Annotated in this window: 15 protein-coding genes; 8 read left to right on the top strand and 7 right to left on the bottom strand. The window is 43.2% G+C overall.

Annotated elements, in window-relative coordinates; all coding sequences use genetic code 11:
- Positions 1-92: 92 nt before the first annotated feature.
- Entirely contained in the window at positions 93-278 is a 186-nt protein-coding gene (locus AB4329_RS16710; protein ID WP_017059179.1) for a hypothetical protein, read from the top strand.
- A gap of 135 nt (positions 279-413) precedes the next feature.
- On the opposite strand, the gene AB4329_RS16705 is transcribed toward AB4329_RS16710, so the two are convergent.
- Positions 414-2372 carry a GGDEF domain-containing protein gene (locus AB4329_RS16705; protein WP_102427817.1) on the bottom strand — a complete coding sequence of 653 codons (1959 nt, stop codon included), beginning with the start codon at positions 2370-2372 and terminating at the stop codon, positions 414-416.
- A 261-nt stretch (positions 2373-2633) separates the two neighbouring features.
- Here AB4329_RS16705 and AB4329_RS16700 point away from each other — a divergent pair, with 261 nt between their 5' ends.
- A complete protein-coding gene (locus AB4329_RS16700; RefSeq protein ID WP_102393886.1) occupies positions 2634-3740 on the top strand; it encodes a M20/M25/M40 family metallo-hydrolase in 1107 nt (368 codons plus the stop codon).
- Between the two features lie 108 nt (positions 3741-3848).
- Here the strand turns inward: AB4329_RS16700 and AB4329_RS16695 are convergent, their stop codons facing one another.
- Together AB4329_RS16695 and AB4329_RS16690 are read right to left on the bottom strand one after the other, a co-directional pair.
- Complete coding sequence (locus AB4329_RS16695) at positions 3849-4271, bottom strand: DUF3859 domain-containing protein (RefSeq protein ID WP_019824122.1); 423 nt, start codon at positions 4269-4271, stop codon at positions 3849-3851.
- Positions 4272-4349: 78 nt separating this feature from the next.
- Entirely contained in the window at positions 4350-4718 is a 369-nt protein-coding gene (locus AB4329_RS16690) for an ATP-binding protein (RefSeq protein ID WP_017065537.1), read from the bottom strand.
- 275 nt (positions 4719-4993) lie between these two features.
- Here AB4329_RS16690 and metA point away from each other — a divergent pair, with 275 nt between their 5' ends.
- Together metA and pilW are read left to right on the top strand one after the other, a co-directional pair.
- Positions 4994-5935, top strand: a complete 942-nt coding sequence (gene metA, locus AB4329_RS16685; RefSeq protein WP_017066439.1) for a homoserine O-succinyltransferase — start codon at positions 4994-4996, stop codon at positions 5933-5935.
- 168 nt (positions 5936-6103) lie between these two features.
- Positions 6104-6871, top strand: coding sequence for a type IV pilus biogenesis/stability protein PilW (gene pilW / locus AB4329_RS16680; protein ID WP_372138808.1), 768 nt, complete (start codon positions 6104-6106; stop codon positions 6869-6871).
- An 88-nt stretch (positions 6872-6959) separates the two neighbouring features.
- On the opposite strand, the gene rlmF is transcribed toward pilW, so the two are convergent.
- Positions 6960-8282, bottom strand: a complete 1323-nt coding sequence (rlmF, locus tag AB4329_RS16675) for a 23S rRNA (adenine(1618)-N(6))-methyltransferase RlmF (protein ID WP_372138806.1) — start codon at positions 8280-8282, stop codon at positions 6960-6962.
- A 4-nt stretch (positions 8283-8286) separates the two neighbouring features.
- A complete protein-coding gene (locus AB4329_RS16670) occupies positions 8287-8784 on the bottom strand; it encodes a YgjP-like metallopeptidase domain-containing protein (RefSeq protein WP_102320098.1) in 498 nt (165 codons plus the stop codon).
- A 153-nt stretch (positions 8785-8937) separates the two neighbouring features.
- Between AB4329_RS16670 and AB4329_RS16665 the strand changes: the two genes are divergently transcribed.
- Entirely contained in the window at positions 8938-9174 is a 237-nt protein-coding gene (locus tag AB4329_RS16665) for a glutaredoxin family protein (RefSeq protein WP_004734934.1), read from the top strand.
- Between the two features lie 89 nt (positions 9175-9263).
- On the opposite strand, the gene AB4329_RS16660 is transcribed toward AB4329_RS16665, so the two are convergent.
- Positions 9264-10136, bottom strand: a complete 873-nt coding sequence (locus AB4329_RS16660) for a LysR family transcriptional regulator (RefSeq protein WP_017065533.1) — start codon at positions 10134-10136, stop codon at positions 9264-9266.
- A gap of 110 nt (positions 10137-10246) precedes the next feature.
- On the opposite strand from AB4329_RS16660, the gene AB4329_RS16655 reads away from it, so the two are divergent.
- Positions 10247-11446: an MFS transporter gene (locus tag AB4329_RS16655; protein ID WP_108093527.1), complete on the top strand. Its 1200-nt coding sequence runs from the start codon at positions 10247-10249 to the stop codon at positions 11444-11446.
- An 85-nt stretch (positions 11447-11531) separates the two neighbouring features.
- Positions 11532-12098: a DUF1415 domain-containing protein gene (locus tag AB4329_RS16650; RefSeq protein ID WP_108093528.1), complete on the top strand. Its 567-nt coding sequence runs from the start codon at positions 11532-11534 to the stop codon at positions 12096-12098.
- A gap of 16 nt (positions 12099-12114) precedes the next feature.
- Here AB4329_RS16650 and AB4329_RS16645 read toward each other — a convergent pair whose 3' ends face one another.
- Positions 12115-13185 carry a diguanylate cyclase domain-containing protein gene (locus AB4329_RS16645; protein ID WP_372138803.1) on the bottom strand — a complete coding sequence of 357 codons (1071 nt, stop codon included), beginning with the start codon at positions 13183-13185 and terminating at the stop codon, positions 12115-12117.
- Positions 13186-13398: 213 nt separating this feature from the next.
- Here AB4329_RS16645 and AB4329_RS16640 point away from each other — a divergent pair, with 213 nt between their 5' ends.
- Positions 13399-13974 (top strand): nucleoside triphosphate pyrophosphohydrolase family protein, encoded by a 576-nt coding sequence (locus AB4329_RS16640; RefSeq protein WP_008217561.1) that lies wholly within the window; start codon positions 13399-13401, stop codon positions 13972-13974.
- Positions 13975-14026 lie beyond the last annotated feature (52 nt).

The following is a 14026-nucleotide window of genomic DNA, read 5'->3' as shown; positions in this document are numbered from 1 at the left end:
AATTACACTCTAGATTGATTTAGATCAATTTACCCAGATTTGTGATCAACTAGTCTGAAAAACGTTAGGTAAATGTTAATAAGGAAATTGATATGGAACTTAAACAAGACCCAAGATGTTATACCGACGTATGTGTAGATGGTAAATGGTTCCACTATGACCACTGCGGAACCCAAGCCTACATGTTAAAGGGAGGAGCTTCGGCTGTGATTGAACTCGCTAGCGAACCAGCGACAGAAGGCGAATTGGTTGAAATGCTTCAAGGTGTCGCTAAGTAACCCACCAAGCCAAATCACAGTATGAATTAAGCGAATAAGAGTAAATAGCCGTATTAGTTCAGATAAGCACTCTTATTCGCTTAGTTATTGAAGTTCAGGTTTCTTGATTGCAGGGGATTAACTAAGTTTAGGAACTCAAATGATAACGACTTTATTGCGCCCTGACTGCTTAGCTTGATACAAAGCATCGTCTGCCGATTTCAAGTGTTTCTTATAGGTACGGCTATTCAACTGTTGCTCCGTTAGATGAGTCGTCGCACCAATCGATGTGGTTAATTCTAATGGGCCAGAATGCGTTTCAATCGCTCGGTCAGCGATCGCTTGCCTTATAAGCTTAAGCTCTTTATTAGGATCTTGATTCCCAGCCAGCAACAAAACAAACTCTTCCCCACCCCATCTTGCCACTACATCGTTTGTTGATAAGATTTTCTCTAAACGCTTAGCGACTTCCACCAGCACTTGGTCACCAATATCATGCCCATAAGTGTCATTAACTTGTTTGAAGCGGTCTAAATCTAGAATAGCGAGCGTATACCCAAACGACGACAAATGATGTGGCATCGGCTGAGTTAACCGTTGCTCTAAGTAACGCCTATTGTATAAGCCTGTCAGTTCGCATCTTGTTGATTGCTTGAGTAGTTCTTTGTTGGTCTTCTGGATCGAGCGTAACCTTATCAATAGTAACGTGGCGCTTATCATCACCATGATACCCAAAGCGACGACGATTCGATTCCGTAATTGCTGCTTATCTAATGTCAGCTCACCCAACTCTTTTTCTGCGTTAAGCAGTTCGTTTTCTTGAGCTAATGATGCCGTAGCGAAATCTTGCTCGAGTAAAAAGATATCACTCTGGCGCTTATCAAATAGCAGCGCTTTATTACCCTTGTAATAGAGCTTGAAGTAGCGAAGTGCGTTCTCGCTGTCGCCTCTTGAATCATAGTATTCAGCAAGTGTTCTTAAGCCGAGGACCTTCCAGCTGCGAGTCCCCACAACATCGAACATTGCAGACGATCGCTTTAGATCAGCAAAAACAAAATTATCTCGGTTCAAACCAATGTTCGCTAAGGCTCTATTTAGGTAACACTGCCCCAATTGAAGTGTGTATTTGTCCACGCCTGGGTATCTAAGACACAAGTTTGCGACTTGTCGTGCTGACTCAAAGTTCTTTTCCGCCAACAACACATCACTCTCTGCTTTTAATAGGATGATTTTGTATCGTTCACTCACGTTATCGCCATTTAGCTTAGCCGCACTTTGATATGCTTCTCGGCCTTTGACTAAATCACCACTGCGCAGATAAGCAAAAGACTCATTCACATGCAGCACGCCGATGGTAGACGCTTCGAGTAGTCCACTCTTGTAATAGAGCTTTTTGGCTCTTTTAATCAGCTTGAGCGCTTTAGGCCAGTCTTCCAAATAGATATAAAGCAGTGCCATATTTGACACTAACTTGCTGTTGTAGATGTGATGAGGGTACTTCTTACCAAGGTCTAAACCTTTATGGAAAAAGTATTGAGCTTCAGGAAAGTCATTGCGGATGTTATTGATGACACCAGCCGTGTTATAGGCCTTAATCAACAACTCTTCATAGTGGAGCGATTCTGCGATATCTATCGCAGCTCTGATTTGGATTTCAGATTCCGCTAGCTCACCCGTACTGATGTATTCGATCGCTAATTCAACGAGAGATTGGGCCTTTAACCAACCCATATGTTCGTGTTGTGCGAGTGCTTTAATCTGCCTGACGTATTCGGAAACCGCTTTGGTATCCAACTTATGTTGCGCGAGGTTCGACAAAATCATCAATTCGTAAGCACGATAGATGGCTTTATCTTGGTCTGGGAACTTGGCTTGGAGAGCCTCAAGTTGTAGGGAAGCTAAATTAGGGTCACCACGAGATACATCGAGAATATCGATCAACGCAGATCCATATTGAGAGAGTGATAACTCTTTCTCTGGACTATAAACACTCGGGTTTTCAGGGCGAATATGCTTTAAATCGTCGTCATAAGTTGGATAGAGCAAATACAGCCCCAGCACAATACTCATCAGCACCACGAAAAGGAATGAACCTAACACATTGTTTCTATTCATTTATCAGGGCCATTATTGATTGAATTCCAATTTTATTGACGTTTTTTTAAGAGCAGTCAAACATTATACCCGACAGATATACAGATTAAAATCCTGCGCACTGGTGGATCTGAATTGGGTTTTTCTCATTAATTAGAATAATCAGGCAACTTTCTTGATTTAACTCAGACAATCATCTAGCTCATTGGCGTTATAGTGATTTTCCTGTTCCTACCTCCGCGGCTTCTTTTTGAACAAGCGGAAGCATAATGAGAATTAACAATGACCCAAATTAATAAACAACGTCTTGTAGAACATTTCTGCGATCTAGTGAAAATTGATAGTGAATCTCGTAACGAAAAAGCGATTGCTGAAGCTTTGGCTGAGCAACTCGGTGAACTAGGTTTTGAAGTTCACAAACTGGCGGTTCCTGAAGAAGTGTCTAATGGTTTCAACATCTACGCTCGTCTAGATGGCACTCTTCCAGGTAGCACAGTGTTCAGCTGCCACATGGACACAGTAACGCCAGGCATCGGCATTGAGCCAATCATCGAAGACGGTATCATCCGTTCAAAAGGCAACACAATTCTAGGTGGTGACGACAAGTCTGGTATCGCAGCTATCATGGAAGCGGTTCGTTGCATTAAAGCTGAAGGACAAGAGCACAAAACTATCGAGATTGCATTTACTGTATTCGAAGAAGGCGGTCTGTTCGGCTCTTTGAACTTCGATATGTCTTACATTCAATCTGAGCACGCAATCGTACTTGATACAGGCGGTCCAATTGGCACTATCGTAAACGCAGCGCCTGGCCAGCAGAAGATTGTTGCTAAAATCAAAGGTCGCCCTGCTCACGCTGGTTTAGCACCAGAAGAAGGCATCAGCGCAATTCAAGTTGCTGCAGACGCTATCACTAAGATGAACCTACTTCGTATCGATGAAGAAACGACAGCAAACGTTGGTATTGTTGAAGGTGGTCAAGCAACTAACATCGTAATGCCAGAGCTTAAAGTCGTGGCTGAAGCACGTTCTCTAAACGGCGAAAAGCTAACGGCTCAAGTTGAACATATGATCTCTACATTCCAAGAAAGTGCTAAGCAGTTCGGCGCTGAAGTAGAAATCGAATCAACTCGTGCTTACGATGCATTCGTTATTGCAGACGATCATCCGCACATTCTTTCTATCAAATCGGCGTTTGAGAAGCTTGGCGTCACAGCGAACACTAAACGCACTGGCGGCGGTAGCGATGCAAACAACTTCAACGCAAAAGGCCTGACAACAGTTAACCTTTCTACTGGTATGGCGAAAGTTCACACCACTGAAGAGTACATTGCAGTGAAAGACATGGTCGCAATCACTGAGTTTGTTGTGGCTTACGTAACGCAATAATCGAATCCATTAGTTAGGTAGTCACTTCTATCTAGCACAATGAAAAAAGCCGAGACATCATCACGATGCTCGGCTTTTTGTTGTTTAGGTGAACATAGAAGGTCGAACCTAAAACCCTCTACGCTTCCAGAATTGGCCTTCGTCTTTTGCTACTAGGTCGAATGTCTTGTCGGCGATGATGTTGCCTTTTAGCTCAACCGTCATGCGCCACTTTCCTAGCTTGTTCGAGACAGGAGCCCAAATAGTGTCACCTAAGTAGAAATCCCAGTCATTGTTACCGACATACTCCTCACCATCAAACGGTTCGAGCACTTCACCTTTGTCTGTGGTGATGTTTGGGTGATAAATGCAGTAACGGATCTTCTCACCTTTGGCTTTTTTGATATTCAGGATATAGCCAAACTCTACGTCGATTTCAGCATCAACGGTGGTGGTGAACTCTTGGATTTTTGGAAGATCTTTAGATTTTGAATCCCATGTGGAATAGATACCATAAGAAGTCATGTCGACCACAACAGAGCGCTTTGCCATTTCAATCGTTACCTTGAAGTTGTTCTATTAATTTAATTCTATTTGCCATTCAGCCACGCAAGCAGAAGAAGAACGAGGCTATTCTTGCCAGTCTTTCGCCATACGCTTAATTACTGAAGGTTCAATGTCGTGAATAGTGCCATATTGCTCTCGGCACACTTCGATAATTAATTCTGCTTTATATTTGAGTGCAAGTTGGCGGTAGGCTTTCATTTCCCAATGCTTAATAAAGGTATTCGAAACAACCACATCAAACCCTTGCTTTAAGCCGTTTTCAGCTGTGTTTTGACACCACTCATGAGCTTGTTGCAGCTGCCTAGGATCAAAATGGTACTCACCTTGCTCATTCACATAATACATATCGGCTTCGACATGCAATGCATCGTAGGTTTTTGCTTTTGTTGATTTGCCAGAACCGGGCAACCCTCGAATGAGTATTAACTTCATCTGTCACTGTACAGGCTAATTTGAAAACATGAGTTTATCGTAAATAGTAACGAGTTGCTCTGATAACTGCCTCTGCTCAGCATACGAAAACCAAGTACTTACACACGACTCAGACAATCACTGAATACAATGAGACTCCCCTCGAAGCGCGTGGATTACTTCTGATAGAAAACACAAATAATTTACATCTATCCATTTTGCATATCGACAAGCGTATCAAACTACTATAGATTTAGATGTATAGACGTCTACATATCTAGCTTAGGGAGAAAGCTGTGCCTATTCGCATTCCAGACCAATTGCCAGCATCCGATGTTCTTCGTGAAGAAAACATCTTCGTTATGCCGTTATCAAGAGCATCGACACAGGAAATTCGTCCACTTCGAGTCTTGATCCTCAACCTAATGCCGAAGAAGATTGAAACTGAAACTCAATTTTTACGCCTACTATCGAACAGCCCATTGCAAGTGGATGTAGAGCTGCTGCGCATTGATGACCGACCAAGTAAAAACACACCGACTGAACACCTTGATAACTTCTACCGCCAATTTGAAATGGTCAAAGAAAGAAACTTTGATGGATTGATCATCACTGGTGCGCCGCTTGGCTTGGTTCAATTTGAAGATGTGATCTACTGGGATCACCTGAAAACCATCATGGAATGGGCAAACAAGCACGTTACTTCAACTCTATACGTGTGTTGGGCGGCTCAGGCTGGTTTGAAATTACTCTATGATTTGCCAAAACGCACTCGTAAAGAGAAGCTGTCTGGTGTTTATAACCACGAGATACATAACCCATACCACCCTATTTTACGTGGCTTCGACGATACATTCTTAGCTCCGCACTCTCGCTATGCGGACTTCTCTCAAGAGTACTTAGCGGAACATACTGACCTTGATGTTCTTGCAACTTCTGATGTTGCAGGCGTATACCTAGCAGCAACCAAAGATAAGCGAAACGTGTTTGTAACGGGTCACCCTGAGTACGACTCTCACACACTTCACAATGAGTACATTCGAGATTTGGGTGAAGGCATGGAGCCTGTGATACCAATCAACTACTACCCGAATAACAATCCAGACAACAAACCGGTTGCAAGCTGGCGCAGCCACGGACACTTGTTGTTCTCAAACTGGCTAAACTACTGCGTTTACCAACAAACGCCTTACGATCTGGATCATTTCAGCGAAGACAACTTTACCAAAGACGATTAAGTTCTTTCTTCCGATTCACAAACACATAAACCGTGTTCAGTATGTTGTTGATAAAACGACGAATTGGACGCGGTTTTTTTATGGTGTGTGGGTCGCATTCCATGATAGATTTACGACTTCAATGGGTTTGATTTCATATGATGGGTTGGTGTTCATAAGGAGCTTCACATGCCTGCCAAGCCATCATTTTCAAATCCGATTTCGTTGTCCCGCCCTCTTTCGTTATCAAGTGTGGTACTACTTGCCTCGCTTTCCTTGGCCGGTTGTGTCTCTGTCACTGAAGGACCGCCAAAGATTGAAAGTGATCCTATCGCGATGTCTGAATCTCGAATCGAATTAGGTTTGGGCTATATGGGACAAGGCAATATGGTGAGAGCGCGTGAAAACCTTGAGCTCGCGATTAAACACGCACCTAGCTACTACCGTGCTCGGCTTTCAATGGCGCATTACTACGAACAAGTGGGTGAAGTAGATGAAGCGAGAAGCACTTACCGCAAAGCACTCAGTCTTGATTCAAGAAATGGCAATGTATTGAACAACTACGGTACCTTCTTGTGTAAACAGGGCGAATACGAACAAGCCGATAATTACTTCAATCGCGCCATCGACCAACCCTACTACTACTTGGTGTCTGCAAGTTATGAAAACGCCGCGTTTTGCGCATTTAAGGCTGGCAATACAGACCAAGCGAAGTACTACTTCAGCAGAGCGATTGACCACGATCCAAACCGCGTGAAATCGATACTGCAGCTTTCAAAGATTGAAGTGAGTGACGCCGATTACAATGAAGCTCGACTCCGTTTATTCAAATTCCACCAGCGTTATGGCTATCAAATTCCATCACTTAAAATCTTGGTCGATCTCGAAAATAAAGCAGGCAACAGAGCTCTAGAGCAGAAATATCAGAGTAAGTTAGATGAGTTGCTTTCTGCTTAGCGTATAGGTAAAACACAAAAAACGGGCTTGTTGCGTTAACAACAAGCCCGTCCGTATTTCAGCTTAATAACTTAACTAAGTGCAGCCGCTATTTTAGCGCAATCCACTCTTGTCTTTGCTCATCGTCCATAAAGGTCCATGCGATAAAGCGACTTACCTTCTGGCCTTGTGACATCTCGACGACTTTTACTTGTTTCGCTCGCAGCTTGCCCAGTTCTGAACGAACCATATCGACGTTGTCTTTCTTAGAAATCAATGTCGTAAACCACAAAACTTGAGTAGCAAAAAGTTGACTCTCTCTTGCCATCTTCATAATGAAAGCGGCTTCACCACCTGGGCACCAAAGCTCGGCTTTTTGACCACCAAAGTTTAAGGTTGGTTTAGCTTGCTTAGTTGATTTATCTAACTTAACTGGCTTCTTGTTCGTTTCAGGCTTGAATGACTGACCGGCTTTCTTAGCACGGTTCGCCGCTAGATTATCCAGTTTACGTTGTGACCCCTTTTCAGCCTCTTCAAGAGAGCTGTGGAATGGAGGATTACAAATAGTGACATCGTAACGTTCATTATCCTTAATCACGCCCTTAAAGATAGATTCAGAGTCAGCTTGTAGGCGAGCGCGGATCTTACCTTTTAGATTAGGGTTGCTTTCCGCTATGAAGTTCGCTGTTTTGATGGAGACTGAATCAACATCTGTCCCTGTACAACGCCACTTATACTCTGTCGCACCAATGATTGGGTAGATACAGTTTGCACCGACACCAATATCTAATGCTTTCACAGACGCGTGGTTATAGGGTTCACCTTGGCCATCGCTATTAAGGATGTCGGCCACTCTGTGAATGTAGTCTGCACGACCAGGAATTGGCGGGCACAAGTAACCAGCAGGAATATCCCAATGTTTAACGCCATAGTGATGCGCCAACAAAGCTTTGTTGAGTAGCTTAACAGCCAATGGATCAGAGAAATTAATGGTGTCTTCGCCAACCGGATTCTTGATCAGATGCTCTTTTAGCTCAGGCAAGGCTGCAACTAGTAACTCGAAGTTATAGCGGCCAGTGTGCTGGTTTCTTGGGTGTAATCCACCTTGAGGTTTTTCAGCCGAGCGTCTTTTCTGAGCTGCGTTCTTGTTAAAAGCCGTTTTATTGAAAGAACCCTTATTCGATGATCCTTTATTGGCACCCGGTTTACCTCTGCTATCTTTTGCAAAAGGTCGCTTTGCTTTGTTATTGCCCGTGCCTTTAGGTGCACTATTCTTGCGGCTTTTATCAGATGTGTTCTTTGTAGAAATACGCTTGTCGCTGCTTGGCTTAGCTGTACTTGTCTTAACATCAGCTTGGTTGTCTTTTGTTTTTGCTGATGAAGTGCTGTTTTTCGACAGGCTTAGCGTCGTTCTATTTTGTGATTGGCTCATTGGGCTACTTCTTTAAATCTAAATACATCATGAATAAACGGGCATCCAACTCAAGTTGATGATATTCCGATTCCATGTGACAGCATAGTTGGTAAAAGGCTTTGTCGTGCTCTTTCTCTTTGATATGCGCCAGTTCGTGTACCACCAGCATTCTTAGCAAAGGTTCTGGTGCATTTTTAAAAACACTGGCGATACGAATTTCATTCTTTGATTTGATCTTTCCACCGTGATTCTTAGCAACGTAAGAATGCAGACCTAACGCATTATTGATTAGGTGTATCTTGCCGTCGTAAATCACTTTGCTGATCGGTGGTGTTTTTTTCATGTAGCGATTTTTTATCTCAATCGCATAGTCAAACAGGGCTTTCTCGCTTTTTATTTCATGATTCTTTGGGTAGCGAGCTTCAAACCAAGGCACCAATTTACCCGACTCTACAAGTTGAGTAACAGGATCAAGAATGTGCTTAGGATAGCCTTGAATATAGCGTAAAGAAGGATGCATGCTGAAAGACCGTACAAGTTACACCACGACAATACGTTGTGGTCTTGAAAATTGAGCCGCATAGTGTAACTGATCACACTTTTCTAATCACCTAGGATTCGTTACACTTTAGCGAGATTCACCAAGAGCTACACTCAAAAAGAGATTGTAAAAATGAAACGTGTTGTATTGTACGTCGCAGACAAATGCCCGCACTGTAAAGATGCACAACGCTATTTGGATTCGAAGAAAATTGAATATCGCCTAACGAATGCAAAAATGCAGCGTGGCCGTAAAGAATTGCAAGCAATGGGTGCTCGTTCTATCCCCGTGCTTAAAATCGGCGATCAAGTGATGGTCGGCTGGAATCAGAAAAACTTCGATAAGATGTATAACTCAAAGAACACCTAACGTGCTCTGAGCCAGTCATACTTCTATACAACAAAGCCCGAATATCCAATCTAGGATGTTCGGGCTTTGTTTATTTAAATCTTACTAAATCACACATACCGCTTAACGAAATCAATAAAGGTTCGGTCTGCTTTTGACAGATACCCTTCCTTTCTCCACGCCAAAGATAGGTTCAGTTTCACAGGGTCTTTAAATGGCACGCCTACGACATCTTCCTCGTATTCTGTCACCAAGCTAAGCAACGCGGTGATGGCAAACTCTCGCTTCACGATAGAAAGAATCATTGGCAATAAATTGGTTTCGAACGCAATGGTCATATCGAGATTGTACTTCTTACAAGTCGCATCGATAAAATCGCGGTGGAAGTAGCCCGATTTGAACATGATCAGCTCTTGAGCAAAAAATTCTTCAAAGGTGATGGATGGTTGCGTTGCCAGTGGGTGATCTTTGCCAACTACAGCTAACATTTCTGAGCTTAACAGGTGGTCAGTTTCAAGATCATCAGGCACGTTTTCATGGTTGATTACGCCAATATCGAGTTCGCCGTTTAACAGCATTTCACGAATAGATGCGGTGCCTGCATCAATCAAGGTCAACTTTAGGTTTGGGTATTGGCTTTTAAAGGCCATCACGACTTGGGGAAAAAAATAACTGCCCATCATACTTGGAGCGCCTAATCGAACCTCGCCTTTCTCTAACCCCTTTAGCTCATTCATCGCGAGTTGAGCGTCATCAAACTGCTGGGCGATTCGCTTCGCATGCTCAAACAGTACCTTTCCCTCTTCCGTTAAGGTGACGGATTTATCTCCACGACGGAATAAAATCAACTCAAGTGTCTGTTCTAGTTTTTTAATGGAGATACTCAATGCAGGTTGTGCAATATGCAGCGCTTTGGCCGCTTGGGTGAAGTTACCAAACTGAGCAACGGCCAGAAAATGTCGAAGAGGTTTTGATTCAAGCATGGCGATATATTTAATATATAGAGGTGATATTTTTAATATATTTCTTTAATCACACCTGTACTGATAACTTGTTCACAAATAGCTTACTAACTCGCGCAGGCACAACGTAAATGTTTGATAAAGGCAGCCCTCAATACAAACGTATCACTCAATCATTGGCGATTGGTTCATTTATCATTTTCTGTAACCTTTACCTCTTTCAGCCTATCTTGCCGCACATGGCGGAGCACTTCCAAGTATCTGAAACTCAGATCAACTGGCTGTTTGCCGCGACAACGCTAGGGCTTTCCATCAGTTTGGTGCCTTGGGCAATCGCTTCTGAAACCTTTGGTCGAAAACCCATTATTCTGTTCAGTCTGTTCGCTATTCCTTTGATTGGATTGAGCATGGTGTTCACAACCACTCTACTGCAACTTGTTATTGCCAGAGCATTCATGGGAATCGCAGTCGCTGCTTTTGCGGGCGTGGCGGTTGCCTATATGGTGGAAGAGTTATCACCCAAAGCATTTGCAGTCGCGATCGGCGGCTATATTGCAGCCAACTCACTAGGTGGAATATTCGGGCGTGTATTGGGTGGCTTGATTACGGATTATTTTGACTGGCACGCAACGGTTTTGTTTTTCGTGGTCGGCTCCTTAATCGGCGCTCTCTATATTGCGTATAGCCTGCCTGACCAACAAAACTTCAAACCTCAAAAAGGGCTGTTCTTTCATCACAACCGCTCCGTTGTAATGCACTTAAGAAACCGTGCCTTGTGGCTCGCGATGTTGATTGGTGGCGCTAACTTCGCGCTATTCGTTAACCTGTATTCAGTAATGGGCTTTAGGTTGGTATCCGAACCTCACTCAGTGCCTGTGGGCTTAGCTTCACTGATATTCCTATGTTACTTGGCCGGTACGGTAAGCTCTAAGCTCTCCAACAAATGGACACTTCGCTTTGATCCGTTAAACGGTATATTGATGGGCGTGTGTATTAGCTTAATCGGAATGCTAATTTCTGCCATCGACAAAGTCCCGTTCATGTTAGCAGGCTTGTTATTGATTAGTGGCGGCGCGTTCTTCGCCCATACCCTTGCCTATTCTTGGGTAAGTCAAAAAGCACCAAGCGCTAAGGCGACAGCAACTGCACTTTACTTGGTTCACTATTATATTGGCGGGAGCTTAGGTGGCTTCTTACTCTTGTATTGCTGGCAACTGTTCGGTTGGAATGGTGTGATTGCGGGCGGTTCAATCTTCTATGTTGCCATATTTGCTTGGGTCTACCAATTAAAACAACTTCAAGTATCGGCCTCTAAACTCGCACAAGCATAAGTACGACTGAGGTTGTAACTCAATTATTGCTTTTGATTGACGTCCGTTCTGATATCCTACGCAAAATTTCATTTCGGAACCTGTTATGTCGAACACTCAAAGCACAGATCTTCAAACCATCCACGACCAAGTAAAACAGTGGTTAGACGATGTCGTTATTGGCCTAAACCTGTGTCCATTCGCAGCCAAGCCACAACGTAATAAACAGATTAAGATCTTTGTGAGTGAAGCAAATACAGAAGAAGTGTTGTTGCAAGACATCATGACGCATTTCGTAGAGTTAGATAACACGCCAGTCGCCGAGTTGGAGACAACTTTGGTGGTTGTACCTAACATGCTGCAAGATTTCTTCGACTACAACATGTTCATTGATTGGATTGAAGCGTTGATCAAGCAAGAAGGTTGGGAAGGCGTTTACCAAGTAGCAACCTTCCACCCAGACTATTGCTTTGGTGGTGCAGATCCAGAAGACGATGAAAACCTAACGAACCGTTCTCCGTATCCGGTTTACCATTTGATTCGTGAAGCGAGTATGGAAAAAGTGTTGAAGCACTACCCTAACCCTGAAGCGATTCCTGATACAAACATCGCGAGAGTTGAATCCTTAACGCCGGAAGAACGTCGTCAACTGTTCCCTTACCTGTTCAGTTAATCGCTAGCAAGATGGCTCATATTCCTGAGCGTTCTTGATGATATGGACGAGAAATGAACTGATCTCGTCCATTTTGTTTCGCAATGTACAGGCATTCATCGGCAACTTTGATGAGCTTATCTAACGCCGACATCCTTTCCCCTTTGGTATCCCCTGTACTCAACTCAAAATGACACGCGCCGATTGATATAGTGACAGGCTTTCTATCCAGTGTGATTTTCTTCATCTCTTGCAAAAGAGTCATGAACTTATCTTCAACACAACTTGGTGTTTTATTGGGGTACCAAAGAATGAACTCCTCGCCACCAAAGCGTGCCACAAACTCACCCTCTTGAGTGTTATTGCTCAGCACGTTCGCCACTTTCTTTAAGACAACATCACCCATTTGATGACCGTAAGTATCATTAACGACCTTAAAGAAATCGATGTCGACAACCGCTAAGGTTCCCTTTCCTAAAGATCCTTTTAACTGCTCCACTTCTGCGTTCAACGTTTTGAACAAGCAACGTCTATTCGGTAAGTGTGTAAGAGGGTCATAAAGAGCTTGGTACTCTAACTTCTCATTCAGCTCTTTGAGTTTTCGTTCTTGCTGTCTTCTAACCAGCTCCACTTCAATCCATGATGCCATTAGTCTCATCACGTCGACATCGAACTCTTTGAACTCGCGATGATAGGGGGCTGGGCTTGAAAAGTTTAAGGTGCCATAAAGCTCATCATTAACGAAAATGGGAACCCCAATATAAGACTCCAAGCCAAAAGACTGGTAAGCAGGATGCTTCGCATACTTATCGTGTTTGCCACAATGCTCAATACAGATAGGACCAATCGATTTACAGGTAATTTCGCAATAGGTTGAACGATAATCAAAAGTGTCACCGCTATTGAGTTCTACCCTTTCAGGCGTAACACAATGTTCAACAACATAAGTATTGCCATCGACTTTCGATAAGATACCAATATCAAGGTTGAAGCGTTCAAGCCCCATAATAAGCAGCTGAGCGATCTGAATATCGAAGCCCTTTCGATAATCATTGGTGATTTGATACAAGCGGCGTATAACAATTTCGCTTTCACTGGCTTGGTTCATAAATGGGATTCCACTACTGCTGACATTAATGGCAACATTAATATTTCGTATATTAAGAAGAGTAAAGTGTAAAAAAACATAATAATCAATTAGTTTGTATGCAAAATACCTCATTGGTCCAATGAATAAAAGTCGCGTTCTTCCACTTTGCGTTAGCACCCCATTACTACCTTTGTTAAAATGGTCCATTAACGAAACAAAATGGATAGGAATATGAACCTTTCTCAACTAAACCAAGAAATCTACGATCACCTTTACCGCGACATTGAAGAGTTCCGCAGTACTTTTGATCTGCCGGTTGCTGCTCCTGAAACAATGGACGAAAAAGGCGATACGCTACATACCTCTCTAGCGATCGAAGAGCTAACAGAACTTGCAGAAGCTGACTCTAAAATCGAACAAGCGGACGCTATTGTAGACAGCGTTTATGTTTTGATGGGACGTTTGGTTCACCTTGGCCAATCCAAAGTAGAAGACAACCTAGCGATCAGCTACTTAATCGACTTACTGTTGAACGTTGCCAAAAACCGTTCAATTGACTTCTTACCTTGCTGGGACGAAGTACACTCAAGCAACATGAGCAAAGTATGCCGTAATGAAACAGAATACGCAGAAACAGAAGCATTCTATGCTGAGCAGAACATTAAGCTAATGGCGGTTCAAAAAGGTGAATACATCATTGCTAAATGCGCTGAAGATTTTGTATCGGAAGGTAAAACAGTTCGCCAAGGTAAAGTACTAAAATCTGTACACTACCGTCCTGCGAACCTTGAGCCACTAACGGCTTAACTAAGTTTACGACTGAACTAAGGTTATGGCTGTAGCTCTTTAAAGCACCAGC

Source organism: Vibrio sp. 10N.261.54.A5, assembly GCF_041471145.1.
GTDB classification, from domain to species: domain Bacteria; phylum Pseudomonadota; class Gammaproteobacteria; order Enterobacterales; family Vibrionaceae; genus Vibrio; species Vibrio crassostreae_C.
Note: the sequence above shows the minus strand (reverse complement) of the source record. Positions and strands in the feature narration are given on the sequence as shown.

Excerpts from the sequence above, each read along its gene's own strand:
- AB4329_RS16700 (WP_102393886.1), top strand. The coding sequence starts at position 2,634 with ATGACCCAAATTAATAAACAACGTCTTGTAGAACATTTCTGCGATCTA.
- AB4329_RS16655 (WP_108093527.1), top strand. The coding sequence starts at position 10,247 with ATGTTTGATAAAGGCAGCCCTCAATACAAACGTATCACTCAATCATTG.
- AB4329_RS16660 (WP_017065533.1), bottom strand. The coding sequence starts at position 10,136 with ATGCTTGAATCAAAACCTCTTCGACATTTTCTGGCCGTTGCTCAGTTT.
- pilW (WP_372138808.1), top strand. The coding sequence starts at position 6,104 with ATGCCTGCCAAGCCATCATTTTCAAATCCGATTTCGTTGTCCCGCCCT.
- AB4329_RS16640 (WP_008217561.1), top strand. The coding sequence starts at position 13,399 with ATGAACCTTTCTCAACTAAACCAAGAAATCTACGATCACCTTTACCGC.
- AB4329_RS16645 (WP_372138803.1), bottom strand. The coding sequence starts at position 13,185 with ATGAACCAAGCCAGTGAAAGCGAAATTGTTATACGCCGCTTGTATCAA.
- AB4329_RS16670 (WP_102320098.1), bottom strand. The coding sequence starts at position 8,784 with ATGCATCCTTCTTTACGCTATATTCAAGGCTATCCTAAGCACATTCTT.
- AB4329_RS16690 (WP_017065537.1), bottom strand. The coding sequence starts at position 4,718 with ATGAAGTTAATACTCATTCGAGGGTTGCCCGGTTCTGGCAAATCAACA.
- AB4329_RS16650 (WP_108093528.1), top strand. The coding sequence starts at position 11,532 with ATGTCGAACACTCAAAGCACAGATCTTCAAACCATCCACGACCAAGTA.
- AB4329_RS16695 (WP_019824122.1), bottom strand. The coding sequence starts at position 4,271 with ATGGCAAAGCGCTCTGTTGTGGTCGACATGACTTCTTATGGTATCTAT.
- AB4329_RS16665 (WP_004734934.1), top strand. The coding sequence starts at position 8,938 with ATGAAACGTGTTGTATTGTACGTCGCAGACAAATGCCCGCACTGTAAA.
- AB4329_RS16710 (WP_017059179.1), top strand. The coding sequence starts at position 93 with ATGGAACTTAAACAAGACCCAAGATGTTATACCGACGTATGTGTAGAT.
- AB4329_RS16705 (WP_102427817.1), bottom strand. The coding sequence starts at position 2,372 with ATGAATAGAAACAATGTGTTAGGTTCATTCCTTTTCGTGGTGCTGATG.
- rlmF (WP_372138806.1), bottom strand. The coding sequence starts at position 8,282 with ATGAGCCAATCACAAAATAGAACGACGCTAAGCCTGTCGAAAAACAGC.